Source organism: Janthinobacterium sp. P210005 (assembly GCF_036231865.1).
GTDB classification, from domain to species: domain Bacteria; phylum Pseudomonadota; class Gammaproteobacteria; order Burkholderiales; family Burkholderiaceae_D; genus Janthinobacterium; species Janthinobacterium kumbetense.
Map to the genome: position 1 here is coordinate 434,318 of NZ_JAZARC010000001.1, position 24,571 is coordinate 458,888.

Consider the following 24,571-nt stretch of genomic DNA (forward strand, 5'->3'; position numbering starts at 1 on the left):
GACTCCGCTTATTCGCCCACGGCCACGTAGCGGTAGCTTTCGCCGTCGTCTTCGTCCGCTTCCTGCGGGTCGTCCAGCACCACTTCGAAGGGCAGCGCCTTCAGCTTGGCCTGGTTTTCCTCGGAAATGTAGTGGTGCGACAGGTCCAGGCGTTTCAGCTTGCCCAGCTGCGTGTGATTGAGCACGGCCACGGCGCCCAGGTCGCCGATGGTGCCCAGCGACAGGTCGAGCGTGTCGAGCTGCGCCACCAGCGGCTCTTCCGCCAGCCAGACGGCCAGGTCGTCGGCGATTTCCGCGTCGCGCAAGCCAAGGTAGCGCAGGGTCGGCACGGTCAGCTGCGCCAGCACCTTGCGGTACAGGTCGACGTCGCCCGAGAAGCCGTATTCCTCGGTGCCCAGCCACAGTTCCAGGTGTTCCAGCTGCGGCATGCTCGATTGCGCCAGCGCTTCGGCGATCTTTTGATCGAGGCCGCCCGTTTCGATGGTGAAGCGGCGCAGGTGCTGGTGCGCGAACGGTTCGATGACGAGCTCATTGCCGCCGCGGATGCGCAATTCTTCCAGCTGCGGGAAGGCGTCCAGCAGGGGCTTGTAGCTGCCTTGCACGATCCACGAGATTTCGCATTCCTCGTACGTCATGTCGCCGATGAACAGGGCGCGCACATTGGGCAGTTGCGGCGCGTGGGCGATCAGCGCGGCGATCACTTCGTCGGCGCCCGATTCGTACGGATCGCCCCACATGCCGATGATCAGCGCTGCGAGCGCGTTCTGGTCCGCCTTGGCGAGGAAGCCGGCGATCAGCTCGTCCATCTTGCGCTTGTCGTCGTATTCGAGCGACAGGCGGTAGACGATGTCGGGCGAGGCGTCGAAGGGCAGGTCAGGGTCGTACTGGACGACTTTCTTGTTGTGGAAGGTGGTGGTGCTGTCGGAAATCGTCATCGGTAAGGCTCCATGAAGGGCAGTGGAAATCTTGTCTAGTCCGAAATCTTAGCATGGGCATAAGGGCTTATTGCACACTGCTGGCCGCTGCAAGGGGAGCCATCAATGCTTATCTTGCATCAAAGTTGTCAAAAAGGTTTACCTTTTTTATATTATCGATTATCTTGTTAATTTTATTGGAAAATTGACAATGAAACCGATACATAAAACCCTGTGTTTCTTGCTGTTGAGCGCTGCGACAACGACGGCGTTTGCACAAATCCTGCCTGCACCTGCACCGATTTTCTCTTCGACAACGTTTGCGCTCCCCTCGACTGGCCGTTTGCAGTGGGGCGGCATCACGGCGCTGGGCGAACTGTATGGCTATGTTCAGCTGAATGGCGTGGACATGTGGTACGGCACCTCAGGCTCGGCAGTGACGGCCGTGCCTGCGGCTCAGGCAACGAATATGCTGCGTGGCGGCAATATTGCAGGAGACTTGCTGCTGCGCTCCACCGCCGCCGATGGCACCTTGCACATGCAACTGCAGTCGGGCAACACCCTGACGTCGCTGGATATTCCCGGCCAGGTGTCGTGGACCGGTCAAGTTAATGCGTCGGGGAAAGTTGCGTTTGGCGCCACCGTGGTCGACAGCCAGACCAAGGTCAGCAGCACCAACGCCTATCTGTACGATTCCGCATCGGGCATTACTCCCCTCGGTACGCTGGGCGGCGCCTGGAGTAGTGTTTCAGCAATCAATGATCATGGGGTCATCGTCGGCAACTCCTCGACGGCCAGCGGCATGCAGCACGGTTATATCTATGAAAATGGTGTTATGAGAGACATCACGCCCACGATCAGAGACGCCGAGGTGAAGATGCGAGGGATTAACAATGCAGGGGAAATCGTGTTCAACCAGTACTTCCCCAATGCCCCCTGGCCGGTTCCCTACCGCGCCTTCAAGATGGTGGACGGCAGCTGGAGCGGGATCAACTCCATGTCGGAAGCGCTCGGGATCGATGGCAAAGGGAACGTGGTGGGCATCAGCCTTTCAGGTGCGGAATCCATTATCAATATGAATGGCAACACCTATATGCTGGCCGACCTGGTCGATGGCATGGAAGGCTGGCGCAATCTGCAAGTCAATGGCATCAACGAGGCTGGCCAGATCGCCGCCAGCCGCTGCAACGACCGCTTTTGTGAAGTGATCCGCCTCGACCCGCTCAGCGCCGTGCCGGAGCCTGAAACCTATGGCATGTTACTGGGCGGCCTGGCATTGCTCGGCTTTGTCAGCAGAAGACGTCAGCGCCAGGCCTGACGCCGGAGCCGTACGCCGCGTTTCTGGTGGCCACTAGCGGTGGATCACCACCAGCAGCGCTTTTCCTTCCGTCTTGCCCAGGTTGCGTATCGTATGCGGCAAGTCCGCCGGATACCTGGCCGTGCCGCCATTCTTGACCTTTTTCTTCGCCGTCCCCACTTCCAGTTCCAGGTTGCCGTGGATCACCGTCAAATGTTCGGTGGTGCCCGGATCGTGCGGCTGCGACGCCAGCTCGCCGCCCGGCGCCAGGGTCACCTCATACCATTCATATTTGCCGGCCAGTTCCATCGGTCCCAGGATGCGCAGCACGTAGCCCGCGTGGTCGCCGGGCAGGGTGGGGGTTTCGTGGGCGTCCGTGATGCGGATGGTTTCCACGGCTTTTTCCGCGCTGGACAGCAATTCGCCAATCTGCACGCCCAGGGCGTTGGCCAGGCGCCACGTGATGGCGATGGTGGGATTGGCTTTTTCGCGCTCGATCTGCGACAGCATGGACTTCGAGACGCCCGCGATGCGCGACAAATCCTCCAGTGTCAGGCCGCGCGCAAGGCGCAACCGTTGCAGGGTGGCACCCACTTCGGGCGGAGAATTGGTCGAAACGCTGGTTTTCATCGGCAGGTGGCTTGCAAAGTTCAAAAGGCTTGGGTAATATCCACTATATTGAATTTCAGTTCGAAATAGTGGATTTTGAGGAAAAACACGGAAACGTGTAGACTTCAAACAGCGCTTCACGGTACAGCATTGTGCGCGCACCGGTCAAGCGGACGCTTTTCCATATGGCAACTGAGCTCACCCGGATAGCACACATACAACAGGGACACACAAGGATCATCATGAGCGAGCAAGCGAAGAACACCTTTTTCAGCGGTCTGCAACAGAATCTCGATCAACTGCGCCAACAGGGCTTGTATAAGCCCGAGCGCGTGATCGCCTCGCGCCAGGGCGCCGAAGTGGTGTGCGACGATGGCCGTACCCTGATCAATATGTGTGCGAACAACTACCTGGGCCTGTCCGGCGACCTGCAGACGCAGGAAGCGTCTATTGCCGCCACGCAAAAGTATGGCTACGGCCTGTCGTCCGTGCGTTTTATTTGCGGCACGCAAACCGTGCATAAAGAACTGGAACAGGCGATTTCCGCTTTTCTGGGCACGGAAGACACGATTTTGTACGCGGCGGCATTCGACGCCAACGGCGGCGTGTTCGAGCCCCTGTTCGATGAAAACGACGCCATCATCTCGGATGCGCTGAACCACGCTTCCATCATCGACGGCATCCGCCTGTGCAAGGCTGGCCGCTACCGCTACGCCCACAACGACATGGCCGACCTGGAAGTGCAGCTGAAAGCGGCCGTCGCCGCCGGCAAGCGCCATAAAGTCATCGTCACGGACGGCGTATTCTCGATGGATGGCACGATCGCGCAACTCGACAAGATCTGCGACCTGGCCGACCAGTACGGCGCGCTGGTGATGATCGACGAATGCCACGCTTCCGGTTTCATGGGCGCGACGGGCCGCGGCACGCACGAACACCACAATGTGATGGGCCGCATCGACATCATCACGGGCACCCTGGGCAAGGCCCTGGGCGGCGCCATGGGCGGTTTCACGTCGGCGCGCAAGGAAGTCATCGACACCCTGCGCCAGAAATCGCGCCCTTATCTGTTCTCGAACACCCTGGCGCCATCGATCGCCGGCGCCTCGCTGTCGGTACTGGAGCGCCTGGCCAAGTCGACGGAACTGCGCGACCGCCTGCATGAAAACACGGCCTTCTTCCGCAGCGAGATCGAACGCATCGGCTTCACCATCAAGCCTGGCACCCATCCTGTCGTTCCCGTGATGCTGTTCGACGCTCCCGTGGCACAGAAATTCGCTGCCCGCCTGTATGAACTGGGCGTGCTGGTGACGGGCTTCTTCTACCCGGTCGTGCCGATGGGCCAGGCCCGGGTGCGCGTGCAGCTGTCGGCCGCCCACACCCGCGAACAGCTGGTGCAAGTGCTGGCCGCATTCGAGCAGGCTGGCAAGGAACTCGGTTTGCTGACCGCCACGACCACTACCAACTAACAGGAATTCAGGAAAATAGCATGGAACGCATCTTAGTCATTGGCGCAAACGGCCAAATCGGTAGTGAACTGGTGGGCGCACTGGCGCAGCAGCACGGCGCGGACAACGTCATCGCCAGCGACATCGGCACGAATAATCTGTACCAGGCCAAGCGCTATGCGCAATTGAATGTGCTGGACAAGGACGGCCTGGCGAAAATCATCGCCGACGAAGGCATCACCCAGGTGTACCAGCTGGCGGCCATGCTGTCGGCCACGGGCGAAGCGGCGCCGTTGAAGGCGTGGAGCCTGAACATGGACGGCTTGCTCAATATCCTGGAGCTGGCGCGCGAGCGGGGCGAAGCGGGCAAGCCGCTGCGCATCTTCTGGCCGTCGTCGATCGCCGCCTTCGGCCCGAACACGCCGCAAGTGAACACGCCGCAAATGACGGTGATGGACCCGACCTCGATGTACGGCATCAGCAAGCTGGCCGGCGAGCGCCTGTGCGAGTACTACTTCAACAAGTACGGCGTGGACGTGCGCAGCATCCGCTACCCGGGCATCATCAGCTACAAATCGCCTCCGGGCGGCGGCACCACCGATTACGCCATTGCCATCTTCCATGCGGCCTTGCGCGGCGAGCGCTATGACTGCTTCCTCGATGCGAACACCACCTTGCCGATGATTTACATGCCCGACGCCATCCGCGCCACCATCGAACTGATGGATGCGCCTGTGGCCCAAATCAAGATCCGCTCCTCGTACAACGTGGCCGGCGTGTCGTTCAACCCCGAGCAGCTGGCCAAGGCCATCGTGCGCATGGTCCCGGACTTCAAGATCAGCTACAAGCCGGACAGCCGCCAGGCCATCGCCGACAGCTGGCCGCAAAGCCTGGACGACAGCAAGGCCAGCGCCGACTGGGGCTGGAAGGCGCAGATCGGCGTCGAGCAGATGGTCACGGACATGCTGGCCAATGTCGATGTGGGCCATGCGGCCAAGGCTGCCTGAAGTACGAACCCGCTTGCATAAAAACATACTAATATAAAGAGACACTACATGGACATGAGCGTATTTGACCTGTTTAAGATCGGCATCGGGCCGTCGAGTTCCCACACTGTGGGGCCGATGGTGGCGGCGCGGCGTTTTCTGGTCGAATACGGTCCGCTGGACCAGGTAGTGGGCGTCGAGGCGGCCCTGTATGGCTCGCTGGCGCTGACGGGCGTGGGCCATGCGACTGACAAAGCCGTCATTCTGGGCCTGATGGGCGAGACGCCGCAAGACGTGGCGCCCGATGCCGTCGACACCAAGCTGGCCGCCATCGAGGCGGCCGGCGAGATTGCCTTGCTGGGCACGCACGTGGTGCCGTTCACGGCCGCCACGGGCTTGATCTGGCACAAGAGCGAATCCCTGCCCGAACATCCGAACGGCATGCGCTTTACCTTGAAACTGGCGGACGGCAGCCGGGTCGACAAGGTGTATTACTCGATCGGCGGCGGTTTTATCCGCGAAGCGGGCGAGGCGCAAGCCGAAGCGGCCGTGGAGTCGGCCGCCAGCGCGCGGGTCGTCTTCCCTTTCGACACCATGGAGCAGTTGCTGGCGCACGGCGTGGAAAGCGGCCTGTCGATCCCGGAAATGCTGCGCGCGAACGAATGCGTCAAGCGCAGCGACGATGAATTGAACGAGGGCCTGGACCGTATCTGGCACGTCATGCGCGACTGCATCGCGCACGGCCTGGAAACGACGGGCAACCTGCCGGGCGGCTTGAACGTGAAGCGCCGCGCCGCAAAATTGTGGCGATTGGCGCAGGAAGCGAAAGCATCCGATAACCGCGCCAACGACTTGCCGCACGACGCCGTGCACCTGGTCAGCCTGTACGCAATGGCCGTCAACGAGGAAAACGCGGCGGGCGGCCGCGTGGTGACGGCGCCGACCAACGGCGCCGCCGGAATCATCCCGGCCGTGCTGCGCTACTACGCGCAGGATTGCCGCCCCAGCGACCCGGTCGGCGGCGTGCGCCGCTTCATGCTGACGGCGGCCGCCATCGGCATGTTGTGCAAACGCAATGCTTCGATCTCGGGCGCCGAAGTGGGTTGCCAGGGCGAAGTGGGCGTGGCCTGCGCCATGGCGGCGGCCGGCCTGGTGGCGGCCTTGGGCGGCACCAACGAGCAAATCGAAAACGCGGCCGAAATCGGCATCGAGCACCACCTGGGCATGACGTGCGACCCTATCGGCGGCCTGGTGCAGATTCCCTGCATCGAGCGCAACGGCATGGGCGCCGTGAAAGCCATCACGGCTGCCTCGCTGGCGCTGAAGGGCGACGGCACGCACTTCGTCAGCCTCGACGAAGTCATCGAAACCATGCGCCAGACGGGCGCGGACATGCAGGACAAGTACAAGGAAACGTCCTTGGGCGGGCTGGCCGTGCATGTAATCACCGTCAACCATGCAGCCTGCTAAGTGCCGGGGTCAGACCCGCCGGGTCTGACCCCAGATTTCCGCTGCAGCTTATGGCATCACTCCTCCTCAAACAGGCGTAAGCCGACATCACCATGGCAGCAAGCCATCACCCTCACTCCTCCTCAAACAACTGCTCCAGCCTCCTGGGGTAGTTATTCAAAAAATCGCGCGTCACGGCGTAGTGTTCCGTGTCTTCATACGCCACTTCGTGGATGCCGCCGCCCGTAAAACTGAGGATTTTCGCATTCGGATAGGCCAGCAGAATGGGCGAATGGGTGGCGATGATCAATTGCGAGTCGTCCTGCACCAGCTGGTGGATCACGGACAATGCCGCCATCTGGCGGCTGGGCGACAGGGCCGCCTCGGGTTCGTCCAGCAGGTACAAGCCTTTTCCCCGCAGTTTGTTGATCAGGGTGGCCATGAACGCTTCGCCGTGCGATTGCGCGTGCAGCGACTTGCCGCCGTAGCTGGCCAGGTATTCCGGCATGTCGTCCATGTAGGTGGCGACGTTGAAAAAGCTTTCGGCGCGCAGGAAATAACTGTCCTCGGGTTTTTTATAGCTCTTGCTCAGGCGCAAGTGCGCATGCAAGCCCGATTCCGCGTCCGACGGCAGGGCGATGCGCACGTTGCGCGTGCCGCCATCCTTGCCGAAACCGAGGGCCACGGCCAGCGCTTCGAGCATGGTCGACTTGCCGCTGCCATTCTCGCCCACGAAAAACGTCACGTCGCGGTGGAAGTCCATGTGCACGAAATCGCGGATGGCGGGAATGGTGAACGGATAGTGGTCCAGGTCGACGACGGCGTCAGGGCGCAGCGCGGCGCTTTGCAAATACGGTTTTTTACTCAGCGACATGGCCGGTTTTCGACTCCATAGTGGCCCCGCTCCGGGGTAACAGCTGCAGTGTGGCGCAAATTGGCGGCGCGCGCCAGTGCGCACACAGGCCATGTCCACCTGCCTTGATCTCAAGCATTATGTGTGGTTTGACAACAGCATGGCTCTCCAATTGTCACGCCGGCAACCGGCGTGCGCCACGCGATTCGCCTTGGACGGCGGCTGGCACTATAATATCCGCTGCCATTCATGATCAACCGCACTCAGCTCAACTGGACTCTTCAAATCTATGCACTACGTGTCTACCCGCGCTGATAAAGCGCCAATGAATCCGCAGCAATTCTCCGACATCCTCCTGGGCGGCCTGGCCCCCGATGGCGGACTGTATCTCCCTGAACACTACCCGCAAGTCACTGGTGCCGAGCTCAACGCCTGGCGCACATTGTCGTATGCCGACCTGGCCTACGAAATCCTGAAGAAGTTCGCCACCGATATCCCGGCCGCGGACCTGAAGGCACTGACGGCGAAAACCTATACCAAGGCAGTCTACAAGAACGCCCGCGCCGGCGAAAACGCGGCCGACATCACGCCGCTGCGCGTGCTCGAAGAAAACGTCGTCAAGGGCGGATCGACCACCCTGATCCTGCAGGCGTTGTCGAACGGCCCGACCCTGGCCTTCAAGGACATGGCCATGCAGCTGCTTGGCAACCTGTTCGAATACACGCTGGCCAAGCACGACGCCGAACTCAATATCTTCGGCGCCACCTCGGGCGACACGGGCAGCGCGGCCGAGTACGCGATGCGCGGCAAGAAGGGCATCCGCGTCTTCATGTTGTCGCCGCACAAGAAAATGAGCGCGTTCCAGACGGCGCAGATGTTCAGCCTGCAAGACCCGAACATCTACAACATCGCCGTCGAAGGCGTGTTCGACGATTGCCAGGACATGGTCAAGGCAGTGTCGAACGACTTGCCGTTCAAGGCAAAACAGAAGATCGGCACCGTCAACTCCATCAACTGGGCGCGCGTCGTGGCGCAGGTCGTGTATTACTTCCGCGGCTACCTGGCGGCCACCACCAGCAACGAGCAGAAAGTGTCGTTCACGGTGCCGTCTGGCAACTTTGGCAATATCTGCGCCGGCCACATCGCCCGCATGATGGGGCTGCCGATCTCGAAACTGGTGGCGGCGACGAATGAAAACGACGTGCTCGACGAATTCTTCCGCACGGGCGTCTACCGCGTGCGCAAGTCCGCCGAAACGTACCATACGAGCAGCCCGTCGATGGATATCTCGAAAGCGTCGAACTTCGAGCGCTTCGTCTACGACCTGGTGGGCCGCGACAGCGAGCGCGTGCGCGCGCTGTTCACGAAAGTGGAAACGCACGGCGGCTTCGATTTGTCCGGCAAGCCGGGCAGCGATGGCGACGAGTTCAAGCTGGTGGCCAAATATGGCTTCAAGTCGGGCAAGTCCACGCACCAGGACCGCCTCGACACCATCCGCGACGTGGCCGACGACTATGGCATCACCATCGACACGCACACGGCCGACGGCATCAAGGTGGCGCGCGAGCACCTGGAGCCGAACGTGCCGATGATCGTGCTGGAAACGGCGCTGGCGGCCAAGTTCAACGAAACCATCCTCGAAGCGCTGGGCGTGGATGCGGAGCGCCCGGCCGGCTTCGAAAACATCGAAGACTTGCCGCAAAAGTTCGTCGTGATGGATGCGGACGTGGAAAAAATGAAGGCATACATCGCCTCGAACACGGGACTGTGATGACAGACGCGAGCACTGTACGCAAACCCATGCTGTCGGTGGCCGAGGCGCAAGCCTTCATGCTGGGCGCGGCGCGCCCGGTGGCTGACGTGGAGCTGGTCGACACCATGCGCGCCAACGGCCGCGTGCTGGCGGCCGCGCAGACCTCGACCCTGAACGTGCCCGAGCGCGACAACACCCAGATGGATGGCTACGCCGTGCGCGCGCAGGATTGCGCCAGCGGCGCGGCCAGCCTGCCCGTGTCGCAGCGCATCGCGGCCGGCCACGTGGGCCAGCCTTTGCAAGCGGGGACGGCGGCGCGCATCTTCACGGGCGCCCTGATCCCGGACGGCGCCGATTGCGTCGTGATGCAGGAGCAGTGCACCTTGCTTGATGGCGTGGTGACGGTCAATCACGTGCCGCACGCCGGCGAATGGGTGCGGCGCCAGGGCGAGGATATCCGCGCCGGCGGCGAAGTCCTCGGCGCCGGCCGGCGCCTGCGCAGCCAGGAAATGGGCCTGGCCGCCTCGGTGGGCCTGGCGCAAGTGCCGGTGCTGCGCAAGCTGCGCGTGGCCGTGTTCTTCACGGGCGACGAGCTGGCCATGCCGGGCGAGCCTTTGGCGCCGGGAGCCGTCTACAACTCGAACCGTTTTACCTTGCGCGGCCTGCTGGAAAATCTGGGCTGCGAGATCACGGACCTGGGCATCGTGCCCGACAGCCTGGAAGCGACGCGCGCCGTGCTGCGCCAGGCGGCCCAGGGCAATGATTTGATCATCACCTCGGGCGGCGTGTCCGTGGGCGAGGAAGACCATATCAAGCCGGCCGTGGAAGCGGAAGGGCGGCTGAACATGTGGCAGATCGCCGTCAAGCCGGGCAAGCCGCTGGCGTTTGGCGAAGTGCAGGACGCGTTCTTTGTCGGCTTGCCCGGCAATCCCGTCTCCAGCTTCGTCACCTTTTTGCTGTTCGTGCGCCCGTTCATCCTGCGCCTGCAGGGCGTGGCGGGGAGCCTGGCGCCGCGCAGCTACAAGCTGCCGGCCGCGTTTGAACGCCTGAAGGCGGACAAGCGCAACGAATTCCTGCGCGCCAAGGTCAATGACGAAGGCGAGCTGGAACTGTTCGCCAACCAGAGTTCGGGCGTGCTGACGTCCACCGTGTGGGGCGACGGCTTGATCGATTGCCCGCCGGGGCTGTCGATCGCGCGCGGCGACATGCTGCGGTTTATCCCGTTTAACGAATTGCTGTACTAAGGAAGTCTTGATGAAGATCAATCTGCGATTTTTTGCCAGCGTGCGCGAGCTGGTGGGCACGGGCCAGGAAGCACTGGAAGTGGCCGGGCCGCTGACGGTGGGCGAGGTGCGGGCCCTGCTGATCGCCCGTGGCGGCAACTGGGAATATGCGCTGGCGCAGGGCCGCGCGCTGCGCATGGCGCATAATCAGGTGATGTGCGATGCCGATACCGTGACAGGCGACGGCGACGAAGTGGCGTTCTTCCCGCCCGTGACGGGCGGCTGATCCCGCGCGCCAAATGAAACGGCCACTTCATCGAAGTGGCCGTTTTTTCATGGTACCTTGGTTTTCGGCTTGCTGGCCGTGGTATCGCCGCAGGTGGCGCAGGCGATGGCTTTCTTGTAGCGCCAGTATTTCGAGCCGATGAAGATGGCTGACGCCACCAGCGACCAGGCCAGCGCGCTGAGGATGTCGGCGCGGCTGGTGGTGCCCTTGCTGTACTCGACCACCGTCAGGATGATGAATAAAATCGAACTGGCCAGCAAATAACGGGAAATCCAGAATCCTGCGCCCATGTGTTTCTCCTCTTGTCGTCGCGTTGTCTCGTGAAGTCGAAGTGCCGATCGCTGCAGCATGTCCGCGCAGTATGCATCATTTTTCGGCCTTCTTGCCATCCGCCGGCCTTATCTCGACTAAAATGCCGGGGTTTTCACCGTCTTTCCAGCTCGCCATGACCCAAACCAGTTCCCCTCCGTTTCACATCGCCGTCATCGGCGGCGGCCCCGCCGGCCTGATGGCCGCCCAGGCGGCCACCGACCAGGGAGCCAGGGTGGAGCTGTTCGACGCCATGCCGTCCGTCGGCCGCAAATTCCTGCTGGCGGGGCGGGGCGGCATGAATATCACGCATGCGGAGGGCTACCAGGCCTTTGTCTCGCGCTACGCCAGGCAAGCGCACCGGGTGAAACCGGCGCTGGACCAGTTCGGCCCGCAAAAGGTGCGCGACTGGGTGCATGGCCTGGGCGTGGAAACCTTTGTCGGCTCCTCGAACCGCGTCTTCCCGACGGACATGAAGGCGGCGCCCTTGCTGCGCGCGTGGCTGCACCGCCTGCGCGAAGCGGGCGTGCAATTTCACATGCGCCACCGCTGGACGGGCTGGCAAGACGGCCAGCTGGCCTTCGCCACGCCGGACGGCGAACGGCTATTCGCTTTCGACGCCGTGATCCTGGCGCTGGGCGGCGGCAGCTGGGCGCGGCTGGGATCGGACGGCGCCTGGGTGCCGCTGCTGCAAGAGCGCGGCGTGGCCGTGACGCCCCTGGCGCCGGCCAATTGCGGCTTCGATGTGGACTGGAGCGAGTATTTCCGCAGCCGTCATGCGGGCGAGCCGCTGACCACCGTGGCCATCACGGCGCGCGATATCGATGGCTTGACGATCAAGCGCCAGGGCCAGTTCGTCATCACGGCGGGCGGCGTCGAGGGCAGCCTGATCTACGCGCTGTCGGCCGCGCTGCGCGAGCAGATCGCCGCCGAGGGCAGCACCACCATCTGGCTCGACCTGGCGCCCGATCACAGTCATGAACGCGTGTTCGAGGAAGTGACGCGCCCGCGCGGCGCCCGCTCCATGTCCAGCCACCTGAACAGCCGCCTGGGCATCAAGGGCGTGAAATCGGGCTTGCTGCGCGAATGCCTGAGTGCCGCCGACTTTGCCGACGAAGCCAAGCTGGCCGCCGCCATCAAGCTGCTGCCCGTCACCTTGCAGCGTCCGCGCCCCATCGATGAAGCCATCAGCAGCGCCGGCGGCGTGGACTTCGAAGGTATCGATGGCAGCATGCTGCGCGCCATGCCGGGCGTGTTCCTGGCGGGGGAAATGCTGGACTGGGAAGCGCCGACGGGGGGCTACCTGCTGACGGCCTGCCTGGCGCAAGGCAAGGCGGCCGGCGAGCAGGCGGTCAGCTGGCTGGAAGAGAACGTTAGTGCCAGGTAATTTCGCCCGAGCCGCTTTTCTGCGTCTCGCGCTGGCGCGGGTTGCCGTGGACGTGGATGTCGCCGCTGCCGCGCAGGGTCAGGTTGGCGGCGTCGCGCACGAAGACGGTGCTCGTGCCCGAGCCTTGCAGGCTGACGCTGGCCTTGTCGGCGGCCAGGTGCTCGGCATCGATGTCGCCTGAACCGCTGAGGTCGGCGCGCAGGAATTTCGTGTTGCCGCTGGCGGCGATGCGCCCGGAGCCCACCATTTCCAGCACCATGCTGTCGCTGTTGCCCGCATTGATGTCGAGGTCGCCGCTGCCGTTGACGGTGGCTTGTACCTGCTTGTAGCGTCCCGTGAAACTGACGTCGCCGGAACCTGTTAATTCCAGGATGAAACTGTCGCCGGAAAAGCCCGTGATCTTGCTGTCGCCATTGCCGTGCACTTCGACGCGCACGAGGGCTGGCAGCACCAGTTCCACCTGCAGCGGCTGGCGATGGTGGAACAGCATGCCTTTCGGGCCGATATGCACGGTCGTGCCATCCTGCGTGGTGTCGACGTTCGACAGCAAACGCTGTTCGCCGCTGACCTTCAGCGATGGCGTGGCGCCGCGGCGCAGCACCAGGTCGATGGGGCCGGCCAGGTCGATGCTGGTGATATCGGCGGAAATCGGGCGCGTTTCGCTGCGCACGGCGCGGCCGGCAGCGCTGCTGGGATTGCTGATTCCCTTGGCGCGCAGCGCCGCATACGACATGGCGATCAGGACCAGTGCCAGCAAGAGCATGGACAGGCCAACTTTGAGCAAGCGTTTCATGGCAGCCTTTCTAGTGACCTTTGAGCAGGGAAACATTCATGGCAACGTAGCGCTTGATGCCGATCAAGGTATAGCGCGTTACGACCAGACTGAGCAGGAAGATGGCGATGCCGCCGAGCAGCATGCCCACGCCAAAGACGGTTTGCGTGGTGCGCGCATCGCGGTCCATGTCGGTGGAGATGCGGATGCCGCCGCCGGCCAGCGCTTCGGCCCGCTCCATCATGCGCGACGAGGCGCCCGGTGCCTCGGGTGCGGACTCGGCTTTGACGGGGCCGGGCACGTGGTCGACTTCGATGCCCGTGTCGCCGATGGTGATGCGCGTTTCGCGCCGTTCGCCGCCTTCGCCGCCGTCATCGTCATGGATGAAGACGTGGCGCAGGGGGCCGTCGAGCACCAGTTCGTTGGCGCCGGACAAGCCGCTGGCCGTGATGGCGATGCCGGCCAGGTAAAAGCTCAGGCCGACGGCGTACAGGGTGGCCAGCAGGGCCGCGTAGACGGCGGCAGGCACGACCATGAACAGGTTGAAGATGGTCAGGCCCACCAGCGAGACAAGCAGGCGCAGCAGGTTGACGGGCGTTTTCTTTTGCTCGAAAGCCTGGCGATGGGTGCTGCTGCGCAAGGTGAGGGCGATTTTTTTCGGGTCGCCCAGGTCGTCGGCGATTTCGTGCTCGCTGCGGCCGGCCGCAGCGCCTTCGATGAAGGTCTGTTCGTAATAATCGAGCGTCTTGGCCACCAGGTCCGGTGGCAAGCCTGCCAGTGCGCGCCGCAGCGCGTCGAGATAATCTTGCTTGTTCATCATATTCTTCCTGTCCGCCGCTTCAGCCCACTGCCGGCAGCAACATGCTTGCCTGGCTCAGCAGCAACGGTGCCTGTGGCGCCTGCTGTACCTGCATGACGATCAAGGTGGCCAGCACCACACCCGCCAGCAGCGCCAGGGCTTTCAAGCTGTTTTTCAAGTGCAAGGTGGTGTGCATGGTATTCCCCGTGGCATGGCCGTTGTCGATGATCAGACTGTACCCAAGCGCACGCGAGCGCACCAGCGCGGTGCGACAGAATGCAATTTCGCGGGGGCGAGCGACGCCAGGGGAGGATGCACCGTCAAGTCTACTTTGCCGCCTTGCCCGTGGTGACGACCTTGGCCGCCGCCACGCCGCTGCGCACGGCCGCCTCGATGGTGGCCGGATAGTCAAGCGTGCGGTCGTCATTCGCCGTGTAGTCGCCGGCCAGCAGCAAGCCAGGCACGCCGCTGGCGTTGCCGGGGCGCGCCAGGTCCGGCGTGCAGGCGAACGTGGCGCGCTTTTCCGTGATCAGCTGGGTCCACAGGGGCTGGGCCAGGGCAGGGCGCTGCAACACTTGCGTCAGCTGCGCCGCGATGGCTTGTGCCAGCGGCCCGTGGCCTTGCTCGGCGGCAGGGCCGGAAGCGCTGATGACGACGGCCAGCAAGCCGGCCTGTTTGCTGTCGAGCTGGCCCCGGTCGAAGACGAACTGGCCCCAGTGCCGGTTCGCCGGCGTATCGACGAGGGCGTAGAACGGCAAGTCCAGGCGCACCGAGGCGTCGTATTGCAGGTAGCAGGTACTGATCGCTTCCGGCGTGAAGGCTTGCATTTTTGCAATAACGTCATCAAGGCGCGCGTCCTGCAAGCCTTGCAGCAGGCCGGCCGCTTGCACGGACGAGGTGGCGACGATGACGCCGTCAAAGATATCTCCATTGTCGACTTGCCAGCGACCGTCGGGCAGCGCCTGCAGGGCGGCCACCTTGGCGCCCGTGCGCACTGCGCCGCCATGTTGTTCCACATAGCGGGCGGCCGCGTCGGGCAGCACGCTGCTCAGGTCGGCCTTCGGGACCAGCATGTCCGAGGCGCGGCGGCGGCTGGCGCCCAGGCTGTCGCGCAGCACGTTGAGGAAGACGCGGGCCGAGGCGCGCTCGGGCGGGGTATTCAATGCGGCCAGGCACAGCGGGTGCCACATCAGCCGGCACAAAGTGTCCGTCTGGTCGAAGCGCTGCAGCAATTCGCTGACCGTGCAATTGTTGTACAACTGCCAACCCATCGTCCGCATGGCGGTGGAAAAGCGCATCAGGGCCAGTTTGTCGGCGCGCAATAATCCCGTGGCGCGCAGCAGGGCCCAGACCAGGTGCAGCGGCGCGGGCAGGCGGGGCGCGATGAAATCCATGCCCCCGGAGCCGGCCGGATAGCGCATCTGCAGGGGCAGCGTGAGGATCAGTTCGTCCGGGTCTTGCCCCGCCAGCTTGATCAGGCGCAAGGTTTCCGTGTAGGCGCCCAGCAAGATATGCTGGCCGTTGTCGAGCACCGTGTTTTCTCTCTCGACCCTGCGCGCCCGCCCGCCCAGGGTGCGCGCCGCCTCGAAGACGGTGACGGCATGGCCGGCGCGCGCCAGTTCCATGGCCGCCGCGCAGCCGGCCCAGCCGGCGCCGATGACGGCGTAGCGTTGCTTCACGATAGGCTTAGCCACGAACCCAGGTCTTCCAGGCCAGCCACAGTTTGCGGATCGGCGTGAGCGAGATGCGCTGTTTCAGCACGTGGTAGCCGTCGCGCTCGACTTCGTTGAGCAGGGTGCGGTAGATGGCGGCCATGATCAGGCCCGGACGCTGGGCGCGGCGATCCTCGGCCGGCAACAGCGCGAAAGCTTCGTCATACGCCTTTTGCGCGCGTGCCACCTGGAAACGCATGAGGTTTTCAAAGTTTTCGCTGTGGCGCGCGTTCAGCAAGTCGGCCGCCGTCACATTAAATTGCTGCAATTCGCTGATCGGCAAATAGATGCGCCCCTTGCGCGCATCTTCGCCCACGTCGCGGATGATGTTGGTCAGCTGAAAGGCATGGCCCAGTTTTTCCGCGTACAGCAGGGTTTCCGGGCGGGTCGCGCCAAAGATGCTGGCCGACAAGATGCCCACCACGCTGGCCACATGCCAGCAATAGCGGCTCATGGCCTGGTAATCGAGGTAGCGGGTCTGGTTCAAGTCCATTTCCATGCCGTCGATAATGGCCTGCAAATGCTTTTCCTCCAGTTGATACACGGCCAGATGCGGTTCCAGCGCGCGCATCACGGGATGCGTGGGGATGCCCTCGTACATGGCCTTGACTTCCTTGCGCCACCAGACCAGCTTGGTGCGTGCCACGGCTTCGTCCGTGCATTCATCGACCGTGTCATCGACTTCGCGGCAGAAGGCGTACAGGGCCGTGATGGCCTTGCGGCGCTCGGCGGGCAGGAACAGGAAGCTGTAGTAGAAGCTGGAGCCGCTCTGGGCGGCCTTTTGTTGGCAGTATTCGTCGGGAGACATAGTCAAAAGAGCAAGGGTTGCAGATCGAAGCCGCTATTCTATCGTCTTACAGAGTGGGCGGCGGGGGAAAAGCCGTTTTTACTTGTGTCTCTTGATGCAAGCTTTTGCGCGACATGCGCAGGGCGCGCCAGAAAATGATCAGCCAGTCGCGTTTCTCCAGCTTGGGACGGCGCCGGAACACGTCGTAATTGACGGCTTCGATGCATTCGAGGATGCGCAAGCCGCCTTGCACCACCAGGCGCAATTCCCAGCCGATGCGCCCGCGCAAGCGCAGGGCCAGCGGCGCACCGGACAGCATCAGGGCGCGCGTGCGGGCCACTTCGAAGCGCATCAGGGCGCTCCACTTGCCGTGTGCCTCGGGCCGCTCGAAGGCGGCGGCGGAGACGGCAAAGCGGCTCAAGTCTTCCATCGGCAGGTAGATGCGCTCTTTTTGCTGGTCGATGGCAACGTCTTGCAAGAAATTAATTAGTTGCAAAGCTGAACATATCGCATCGGAATCGCGTACATTCTGTTCATCGGCCGCGCCATACAGGTGCAGCATCAGCAGCCCCACGGGGTTGGCCGAGCGGGCGCAGTAATCGAGCACATCGTCATAGCTGGCGTAGCGCGTCGTTTCCACATCCTGTTTAAATGCCGACAGCAGATCGTAAAACGGCTTCAGCGGCAGCTGGTGTTTGGCGATGACGGCGGCCAGGCGCTCGAACATGGCGGCGTTCTCGCCGGCATGGCCTTCGTGGCGGTCCATGCGGCCCAGTGCTTCTTCATAGGCGTGCAGGGCTGCCAGGCGCTCGGCCGGCGTGGCGTCGCCCTCATCGGCCAGGTCGTCGGCGCTGCGGGCGAAGGCATAGATGGCTTCGACGGCGGGCACCAGGCGGCGCGGCAGTAAAAATGATGCAACAGGAAAATTTTCGTAATGGTCTACAGGCATGAACACACTTCTCTAGTCTTGCGTTTGTCCGGCACCTTCACACGCTGGAATGGGGCCGGACGTTGTACGTCTCAAGATTAATGACGCAAAAGTCACTAAAAACTTTTACGCACGATTATAATTAATAACCAGAAAGTCATTAGGGGAAAATCGCTCCCCGCGATGACCAAGCTGATATTGTCACAAATTTAAGGATATCGCGTGCGAAAAAGTTTGGCTTGGCCCAAAGGACAAGCAAAAAGTTTCTCCGCATAAAAATATTGCAGCCCGCATAGTAAAGGAAAATACCTTGTTTGCCCTGAAAACCCTGCGCCGCGAGACCGGCGCTCCCGCACTTCCCGCCCTGCGGCTGATTGCCGCCGCCGCCCTGGCGCTGACCCTGGCGGCTTGTTCCAAGCCTGCCGTCAAAGTGGAAGACGTGCGCCCCGTGCGCGCGATCGTATTGTCTAGCAGTAATGTTGACGTGAGTGCCGAGCTGTCGGGCGAGGTCGTGCCCCGTGTCGTATCGCAGCTGGGCTTCCGGGTGGGCGGCAAGATCGTCGCGCGCAAGGTGGACGTGGGCGCCAGCGTCAGGAAGGGGCAAGTGCTGATGCAGCTCGACCCTGCCGACCTGCAGCTGTCGCAGGCGCAGGCCAAGGCCTCGCTCGTCAGCGCGGAAACGAGCCGCGACCTGGCGCGCGCGGAATTGAAGCGCTACCAGGATTTGCGCGAGAAAAATTTCGTCAGCCAGGCCGTGCTTGACGGCAAGGACGCCACCTACAAGGCGGCGCAGGCGAACGTGGAAGCGGCCCAGGCCCTGTACCGTGGCCAGGCGAACCAGTCCGGCTATGCCAGCTTGCTGGCCGACGTCGATGGCGTCGTCACGCGCATCGAGGCCGAAGTGGGGCAGGTGGTGGCGCCCGGCGCGCCCGTCGTGCAAGTGGCGAAGAGCGGCGAGAAGGAAGTCGTGATCGGCATTCCTGAAGACAAGGTCGAGACCTTGCGCGGCGTCAAGGATGTCGTGGTGCGCCTGTGGGCCGACCCGAAGCAGGGCTTGCCGGGCAAGATACGCGAAGTGTCGCCCGTGGCCGATGCCGCCACGCGCACCTATATCGCCAAGGTCAGCATCCCGGACGCGCCGCAGGCGCGCCTGGGCATGACGGCCGTGGTGCAGTTCGCCTCGCAAACGGCCACGCCGCAGATCAAGGTACCGCTGACGGCCCTGTTCAATGAGAAATCGCAAAGTTCCGTGTGGGTGGTGGAAAACGGCGCCGTGAAGCTGGTGCCGGTGACGGTGGGCGGCGTGGCGGGCAATGAGCTGCTGCTGACTTCGGGCGTGAAAGCGGGCCAGACCGTGGTCACGGCCGGCGTCAACCTGCTCAAGCCGGGCCAGAAAGTGACCATCCTCGGCGCCGAACTGGCCAGCAAGCCAGCCGCCGGTGCCGCCGCCGTCAGCGTGGGTGCGGTCAAATGAAGGGCGGCTTCAATCTGTCGCGCTGGGCGCTCGAACACATCCCGCTGACGCGTTACTTGATGGCCGTGCTGCTGATCGGCGGCATGCTCAGCTACGCCAGCCTGGGCCAGGATGAAGATCCCCCGTTTACTTTCCGCGCCATGGTGCTGCAAGCGTACTGGCCCGGCGCCACGGCCTTGCAGATGGCCGAGCAGGTGACGGACAAGCTGGAAAAGAAACTGCAGGAAACGCCGTACATCGACGAAATCACCAGTTATTCGAAGCCGGGCGAAACCCTGATCCTGCTGGAACTGCGCGAATCGGCGCCGCCCAAGGAAACGGCCGCCGCCTGGTACCAGGTGCGCAAGAAGATCGGCGACATCCAGGGCACCTTGCCGGCCGGCGTCGTGGGCCCGTTCTTCAATGACGAGTTCGGCGATACGTATGGCTCCATCTTCGCCCTGTCCGGCGACGGTTTTACGTACGCGGAAATGAAGGATTACGCGGACAAGGTGCGCCAGGAACTGCTGGCCGTGGGACAGGTATCGAAGGTGGAACTGTTCGGCGTGCAGGATGAAAAGATCAATATCGTCTTTTCGCACAAGAAATTTGCCCAGCTGGGCATTCCTTTCGACGCCATCGTGCAGCAACTGTCCGCGCAAAACAGCATCAACGCCACGGGCGTGCTGGTGACGCCGACGGACAATCTGCAAGTGCGCGTGACGGGCGCCATGCTGACCGTCAAGGACCTGGAAAACCTGGAACTGCGCGCCAACGGCACCACCTTCCGCCTCGGTGATTTTGCTACCGTGAAACGTGAACTCATCGATCCGCCGAAGGACAAGATGCGTTTCAACGGCAAGGAAGTGATCGGCCTGGGCGTGTCGATGGAAAAGGGCGGCAATATCATCGACATGGGCAAGGCCTTGCAGGCAACGGTCACGCGCATGAAGAGCGAGTTGCCGGTCGGCATAGAACTGCAGCGCGTGTCGAACCAGCCGGAAGCCGTGTCCGCCTCCGTGGGCGAGTTCGTGCACACCCTGGTCGAGGCCATTCTGATCGTGCTGGCCGTCAGCTTTGTCGCGCTGGGCTTGCACACGAAACCGCTGCGCATCGACGTGCGTCCCGGCCTGGTGGTGGCGCTGACCATCCCCCTGGTGCTGGCCGTCACCTTCCTGTTCATGCGCCTGCTCGACATCGACTTGCACAAGATTTCGCTGGGTGCCCTGATCATCGCGCTGGGCTTGCTGGTCGATGACGCCATCATCGCCGTCGAGATGATGGTGCGCAAGATGGAAGAGGGCATGTCGCGCTTCGACGCGGCCACCTTCGCCTACACGTCGACGGCCATGCCCATGCTGACGGGCACCCTGATCACGGTGGCGGGCTTCTTGCCCATCGGCCTGGCCAAGTCCGCCGCCGGCGAATACACGTTCTCCTTGTTCTCCGTCAATGCGCTGGCCCTGATCATCTCGTGGGTGGTGGCCGTCGTCTTCACGCCCTACATCGGCTATGTCTTGCTGAAAGTCAAACCGCACGCGCACAACGACCATGAATTGTTCGATACGCCGAACTTCCGCCGCTTCCGCCGCGCCGTCACCTGGTGCGTGGAATGGCGCAAGATGACGATCGCCGCCACCCTGGCCATCTTTGCGCTGGGCATCTACGGCTTTAACTTTATTGAAAAGCAATTCTTCCCCGATTCCAGCCGTCCCGAACTGATGGTGGAACTGTGGTCGCCCGAAGGCACGACCTTTGCCGCGAATGAAAAGCAGGTGAAGAAATTCGAAGCCTTCGTGGGCAAGCTCGACGGCGTGGAAAGCGTCACCAGCTATGTCGGCACGGGCAGCCCCCGTTTCTACTTGCCGCTGGACCAGATCTTCCCGCAGACCAACGTGTCGCAAGTGGTGGTCTTGCCGAAGAGCCTGGCCGACCGCGAACGCCTGCGCCAGCAAATCGTCGATGTCTTCAAGAAAGATTTCCCGGAAGTGCGGGGCCGTGTAAAACTGCTGCCGAATGGGCCGCCGGTACCGTATCCCGTGCAGTTTCGCGTAACGGGACCGGAAGTGGCCGGTGTGCGGGCCATTGCCGACCAGGTCAAGGACATCATGCGCGCCAATCCGAACACCTTGGGCGTGAACGACAACTGGAATGAATCGGTGAAAGTATTGCGCCTGGACCTGGATCAGGACAAGATGCGCGCGCTGGGCGTCACGTCGAAAACGGTGATGCAGGCGGCCAATACGATCCTGTCGGGCACGGTCATCGGCCAGTTCCGCGAAGACAATAAGCTGATCGATATCCAGGTGCGCCAGCCACTGGAAGAGCGGGCGACGATTTCCGTGTTGAATGACACGAATATTCCGACGGCGACGGGCAAGTCCGTGCCCATTTCGCAGCTGGCCCGCGCGCATTTCGTGTGGGAACCGGGTGTCGTCTGGCGCGACAAGCGTGAATGGGCCATTACCGTACAGTCGGACGTGATCGACGGCATCCAGGGCGCCACCGTGTCGACGCAGCTGGCGCCGCAGCTGGACGCCTTGCGGGCCAAGTTGCCGGCCGGCTACCGCATCAATGTGAAGGGTGTGGCGGCCGACAGCGGCGAGGCGGAAGCGTCGATTTCGGCGAACTTGCCGCTGGCCATCTTCATCATCTTCACCTTGCTGATGCTGCAGTTGCACAGTTTCTCGCGTTCCCTGCTGGTGTTCCTGACGGGGCCGCTGGGCGTGGCGGGCGCCGCGTTTGCCTTGCTGCTGCTGCACCGTCCGCTGGGCTTCGTGGCCAACCTGGGCGTCATCGCGCTGTTCGGCATGATCATCCGCAACTCGGTGATCCTTGTCGACCAGATCGAGCAAGACATCCGCGATGGCTCGGCCCCATGGGACGCCATCATCGACTCGGCCGTGCGCCGCTGCCGTCCCATCGTGCTGACGGCCGCCGCCGCCGCGCTGGCCATGATTCCGTTGTCGCGCTCCGTGTTCTGGGGGCCGATGGCGGTCGCCATCATGGGCGGCCTGATCCTGGCGACGGCCTTGACTCTGCTGTTCCTGCCGGCCCTGTATGCGGCCTGGTTCCGGGTCAAGAAGCCGGCGCCGGCGACCGCAAAAGAAGGCTAGCCGCCAGCGCCAGGGCATAGGCAAAAAAAGGCGGCATTCCTCTGGGAAATCCAGTAGAATGCCGCCTTTGCTTTACCGAGGGCTTGCTCGTTGAGTCTGCGGTAGCCAGATCGCTCCCGAGTTGTTAAAATCAGGGAGGCGCAGACGACAGTCTGCGCGGCGGCAGTCTGTTGCTGGTAGTGAAAAAATGCGGATGTGGTGGAATTGGTAGACACGCTGGTCTTAGAAGCCAGTGCTTCGGCTTGGGAGTTCGAGTCTCCCCATCCGCACCAATCCGGGTTGTTCCAGCCCGGACGTGCAGCACCATCAAGTTGTTCTTCAGCCTCGTGCAGGCATCTTCCTGTTTTTCTTCCCGTTCTTCCCGTGTTTTCGTCATGGGATGCGTCTTCCATCGCGCTATTTTTCGTCCGGCACGGCAGGATAGGGCGGGGTATGGGCGGCGATTTACCTGAAAAATGGCCAAATTGAGATAAATCAAAGGTTTTTTGCCCGAAATCTTCGCTATGAGCGCATTTCTTTGTTTCGGACGGGGCGCCAGTTCGCATATACTAATGAACGAAGCAGGCTGGAAAGCCTGTCTCTGGCGAAACAAAGAATGCCGGGGCAAGAGTAAAGACAGGGCACCCCCAGGCTGTGGCGACTCGTTCGCCGCCGCTGGTATCCTCTGTGGCCGGGCTGCAAAGCCAGCCACTTTCCCGAAGTCCTTTGTTATAATGCCACGCTTTACCGAATGATGGCCGGCCCTGCATTTACTTAGAAGCAAGGCTGGACGCTCGGAGCCCTGTCGCAGTACTGGAAGCGGCGGATTGTTTGGTGCCTGGTGCGGGTTTTCCCTCAGCCGGGTAGACCAGGTCCATTGTCCTGTTTGCAGTACTTTTACAGATGATATATGCGAGCGAGTGAAGCTGGACCCATGTCTTGCCGCCAGTGATGGCGCAAGGGGTCGGGTCTTCTTTTCTCGCACCAACAGTGTTTATTTTTTGGACGATTTTTTACATGGCAACTGCAGTCGAAACCTTGGGCAAACTCGAACGTCGTATCACGATCTCCTTCCCGCTGACGGACGTCCGCACGGAAGTTGAGAAGCGCCTGAAAGTGCAAGCCCGTACGGCTAAGGCACCGGGCTTCCGTCCGGGCAAAGTGCCGTTGAAAATGGTCGCAGCACAATACGGCTACCAAATTGAATCCGAAGTGCTGAATGACAAAGTCGGCCGCGCGTTCAACGACGCCGCCAACGAAAACAATCTGCGCGTGGCCGGTTTCCCGAACATCGTGCCGAAAGAAGAAGCAGCCGAAGGCCAGCTGGCTTTCGACGCAACGTTCGAAGTGTATCCGGAAGTCGCCATCGGCGACCTGACGGCCGTTGAAATCGAAACCGTGCAAGCCGACGTGTCGGAAGCCGAGATCGACAAGACCATCGACATCCTGCGCAAGCAGCGCGTGCACTTCCACACCAAGGGCGAAGCTGGCGAACACGGCGACGGCGGTGAGCCGATCGCTGCCAACGGCGACCGCGTGACCGTCGACTTCGTCGGCTCGATCGACGGCGTTGAATTCCCGGGCGGCAAAGCTGAAGGCTACGCTTTCGTGCTGGGCGAAGGCCGCATGCTGCCAGAATTCGAAGCAGCAACCCTGGGCCTGAAAGTGGGCGAGTCGAAGACTTTCCCATTGTCGTTCCCTGATGACTACCACGGCAAGGACGTAGCCGGCAAAACCGCTTCGTTCACCATTACCCTGCAAAAGCTGGAATGGGCGCACCTGCCGGAAGTCGATGCTGAATTCGCCAAATCGCTGGGCGTTGCCGATGGCGACCTGGCCAAAATGCGCGAAGACATCAAAGTCAACCTGCAGCGCGAAGTCGCTGGCCGCGTGAAAGCACGCAACAAGGAAGCCGTCATGGACGCGCTGATCAAAGTTGCTGAGCTGGAAGTGCCAAAAACGCTGATCGCTCAGGATTCCGAGCGCCTGGCTGAAATGACCCGCCAGGACATGGCGCAGCGCGGCATGAACGTCAAGGACGTGCCTTTCCCAGCAGAACTGTTCGCAGACAAAGCCGAGCGTCGCGTACGCCTGGGCCTGATCCTGTCGCAACTGGTGGGTGACAACAAGCTGCAAGCTACGCCTGAGCAAGTCAAGGCGCAAATCGAAGATTTCGCTCAAAGCTACGAAGATCCACGCGAAGTGCTGAAGTACTACTACAGCGATCGTCGTCGTCTGGGTGAGATCGAAGCCCTTGTATTGGAAGAAAACGTCGTCACTTACGTGTTGGGCCTGTCGAAAGTCACGACGAAAGCAGTTGCTTTCGACGAACTGATGGGAAGCAACGCACAAGCGTAAACCAGTTGGTATTGGGATGCCATGATCGCTTTTAACACCTGATAAAACCGTAGCGAGCGGATGGGAGTTGTGGCTGAGAAGCGGAGCTGTGCGAATGCACAGTGAGCATCGGAGGCCGCAAATCGCGACGCGCAGTAGGTTTTGTCAGGTGTT

Annotated in this window: 21 protein-coding genes and 1 tRNA gene; 12 read left to right on the forward strand and 10 right to left on the reverse strand. The window is 62.1% G+C overall.

Annotated elements, in window-relative coordinates:
* Positions 1-8 precede the first annotated feature (8 nt).
* Complete coding sequence (locus VPH40_RS01805) at positions 9-935, reverse strand: STM4015 family protein (RefSeq protein WP_251348924.1); 927 nt, start codon at positions 933-935, stop codon at positions 9-11.
* 190 nt (positions 936-1,125) lie between these two features.
* Between VPH40_RS01805 and VPH40_RS01810 the strand changes: the two genes are divergently transcribed.
* A complete protein-coding gene (locus tag VPH40_RS01810; RefSeq protein ID WP_328572465.1) occupies positions 1,126-2,232 on the forward strand; it encodes a PEP-CTERM sorting domain-containing protein in 1,107 nt (368 codons plus the stop codon).
* Positions 2,233-2,265: 33 nt separating this feature from the next.
* Here the strand turns inward: VPH40_RS01810 and VPH40_RS01815 are convergent, their stop codons facing one another.
* Positions 2,266-2,841 carry a helix-turn-helix domain-containing protein gene (locus tag VPH40_RS01815; protein WP_077403922.1) on the reverse strand — a complete coding sequence of 192 codons (576 nt, stop codon included), beginning with the start codon at positions 2,839-2,841 and terminating at the stop codon, positions 2,266-2,268.
* 221 nt (positions 2,842-3,062) lie between these two features.
* On the opposite strand from VPH40_RS01815, the gene kbl reads away from it, so the two are divergent.
* The 3 genes from kbl to VPH40_RS01830 are packed head-to-tail and all read left to right on the forward strand — an operon-like array spanning position 3,063 to position 6,724.
* The gene (gene kbl, locus VPH40_RS01820) at positions 3,063-4,289 is read left to right on the forward strand and encodes a glycine C-acetyltransferase (RefSeq protein WP_305051811.1); all 1,227 of its coding nucleotides are present in this window, start codon (positions 3,063-3,065) and stop codon (positions 4,287-4,289) included.
* 20 nt (positions 4,290-4,309) lie between these two features.
* Positions 4,310-5,275 (forward strand): NAD-dependent epimerase/dehydratase family protein, encoded by a 966-nt coding sequence (locus VPH40_RS01825; RefSeq protein ID WP_099664155.1) that lies wholly within the window; start codon positions 4,310-4,312, stop codon positions 5,273-5,275.
* Positions 5,276-5,323: 48 nt separating this feature from the next.
* Positions 5,324-6,724 (forward strand): L-serine ammonia-lyase, encoded by a 1,401-nt coding sequence (locus VPH40_RS01830; protein ID WP_328572466.1) that lies wholly within the window; start codon positions 5,324-5,326, stop codon positions 6,722-6,724.
* A 112-nt stretch (positions 6,725-6,836) separates the two neighbouring features.
* Here VPH40_RS01830 and VPH40_RS01835 read toward each other — a convergent pair whose 3' ends face one another.
* Entirely contained in the window at positions 6,837-7,577 is a 741-nt protein-coding gene (locus VPH40_RS01835; protein ID WP_305061748.1) for an AAA family ATPase, read from the reverse strand.
* Positions 7,578-7,845: 268 nt separating this feature from the next.
* On the opposite strand from VPH40_RS01835, the gene thrC reads away from it, so the two are divergent.
* Genes thrC through moaD form a run of 3 tightly spaced genes read left to right on the forward strand, consistent with a single transcriptional unit; the run spans position 7,846 to position 10,818 of the window.
* Positions 7,846-9,327 (forward strand): threonine synthase, encoded by a 1,482-nt coding sequence (thrC, locus tag VPH40_RS01840; protein WP_328572467.1) that lies wholly within the window; start codon positions 7,846-7,848, stop codon positions 9,325-9,327.
* Complete coding sequence (locus VPH40_RS01845) at positions 9,327-10,553, forward strand: molybdopterin molybdotransferase MoeA (protein WP_328572468.1); 1,227 nt, start codon at positions 9,327-9,329, stop codon at positions 10,551-10,553. Before thrC ends, VPH40_RS01845 begins: the two co-directional genes overlap by 1 nt.
* A gap of 10 nt (positions 10,554-10,563) precedes the next feature.
* Positions 10,564-10,818: a molybdopterin converting factor subunit 1 gene (moaD, locus tag VPH40_RS01850; RefSeq protein ID WP_077403939.1), complete on the forward strand. Its 255-nt coding sequence runs from the start codon at positions 10,564-10,566 to the stop codon at positions 10,816-10,818.
* Between the two features lie 47 nt (positions 10,819-10,865).
* On the opposite strand, the gene VPH40_RS01855 is transcribed toward moaD, so the two are convergent.
* Positions 10,866-11,108, reverse strand: a complete 243-nt coding sequence (locus tag VPH40_RS01855; protein WP_328572469.1) for a hypothetical protein — start codon at positions 11,106-11,108, stop codon at positions 10,866-10,868.
* Between the two features lie 155 nt (positions 11,109-11,263).
* Here VPH40_RS01855 and VPH40_RS01860 point away from each other — a divergent pair, with 155 nt between their 5' ends.
* Positions 11,264-12,514, forward strand: a complete 1,251-nt coding sequence (locus tag VPH40_RS01860; protein ID WP_328572470.1) for a TIGR03862 family flavoprotein — start codon at positions 11,264-11,266, stop codon at positions 12,512-12,514.
* Here VPH40_RS01860 and VPH40_RS01865 read toward each other — a convergent pair.
* The 6 genes from VPH40_RS01865 to hpnC all read right to left on the reverse strand — a co-directional run bounded on the left by VPH40_RS01865 (position 12,501) and on the right by hpnC (position 17,533).
* Positions 12,501-13,307, reverse strand: a complete 807-nt coding sequence (locus VPH40_RS01865; RefSeq protein WP_328572471.1) for a head GIN domain-containing protein — start codon at positions 13,305-13,307, stop codon at positions 12,501-12,503. The genes VPH40_RS01860 and VPH40_RS01865 overlap by 14 nt on opposite strands.
* Before the next feature lie 10 nt (positions 13,308-13,317).
* The gene (locus VPH40_RS01870; RefSeq protein WP_257218618.1) at positions 13,318-14,106 is read right to left on the reverse strand and encodes a DUF1700 domain-containing protein; all 789 of its coding nucleotides are present in this window, start codon (positions 14,104-14,106) and stop codon (positions 13,318-13,320) included.
* A 19-nt stretch (positions 14,107-14,125) separates the two neighbouring features.
* Entirely contained in the window at positions 14,126-14,281 is a 156-nt protein-coding gene (locus VPH40_RS01875) for a hypothetical protein (protein ID WP_180278542.1), read from the reverse strand.
* A 130-nt stretch (positions 14,282-14,411) separates the two neighbouring features.
* Entirely contained in the window at positions 14,412-15,779 is a 1,368-nt protein-coding gene (gene hpnE, locus VPH40_RS01880; RefSeq protein ID WP_328572472.1) for a hydroxysqualene dehydroxylase HpnE, read from the reverse strand.
* Complete coding sequence (gene hpnD / locus VPH40_RS01885; protein ID WP_077403957.1) at positions 15,772-16,605, reverse strand: presqualene diphosphate synthase HpnD; 834 nt, start codon at positions 16,603-16,605, stop codon at positions 15,772-15,774. The genes hpnE and hpnD overlap by 8 nt, the downstream gene beginning before the upstream one ends.
* Positions 16,606-16,651: 46 nt before the next feature.
* Positions 16,652-17,533, reverse strand: coding sequence for a squalene synthase HpnC (gene hpnC / locus VPH40_RS01890; protein WP_328572473.1), 882 nt, complete (start codon positions 17,531-17,533; stop codon positions 16,652-16,654).
* A 289-nt stretch (positions 17,534-17,822) separates the two neighbouring features.
* Here hpnC and VPH40_RS01895 point away from each other — a divergent pair, with 289 nt between their 5' ends.
* The 4 genes from VPH40_RS01895 (at position 17,823) to tig (ending at position 24,418) form a co-directional block, all read left to right on the forward strand.
* On the forward strand, positions 17,823-18,986 hold the full coding sequence (locus tag VPH40_RS01895; RefSeq protein ID WP_099664144.1) for an efflux RND transporter periplasmic adaptor subunit: 1,164 nt from the start codon (positions 17,823-17,825) through the stop codon (positions 18,984-18,986).
* Entirely contained in the window at positions 18,983-22,081 is a 3,099-nt protein-coding gene (locus VPH40_RS01900) for an efflux RND transporter permease subunit (RefSeq protein WP_328572474.1), read from the forward strand. Before VPH40_RS01895 ends, VPH40_RS01900 begins: the two co-directional genes overlap by 4 nt.
* Positions 22,082-22,270: 189 nt before the next feature.
* Positions 22,271-22,353, forward strand: a tRNA-Leu gene (locus VPH40_RS01905).
* A gap of 724 nt (positions 22,354-23,077) precedes the next feature.
* Positions 23,078-24,418 (forward strand): trigger factor, encoded by a 1,341-nt coding sequence (tig, locus tag VPH40_RS01910; RefSeq protein ID WP_251349226.1) that lies wholly within the window; start codon positions 23,078-23,080, stop codon positions 24,416-24,418.
* Positions 24,419-24,571 lie beyond the last annotated feature (153 nt).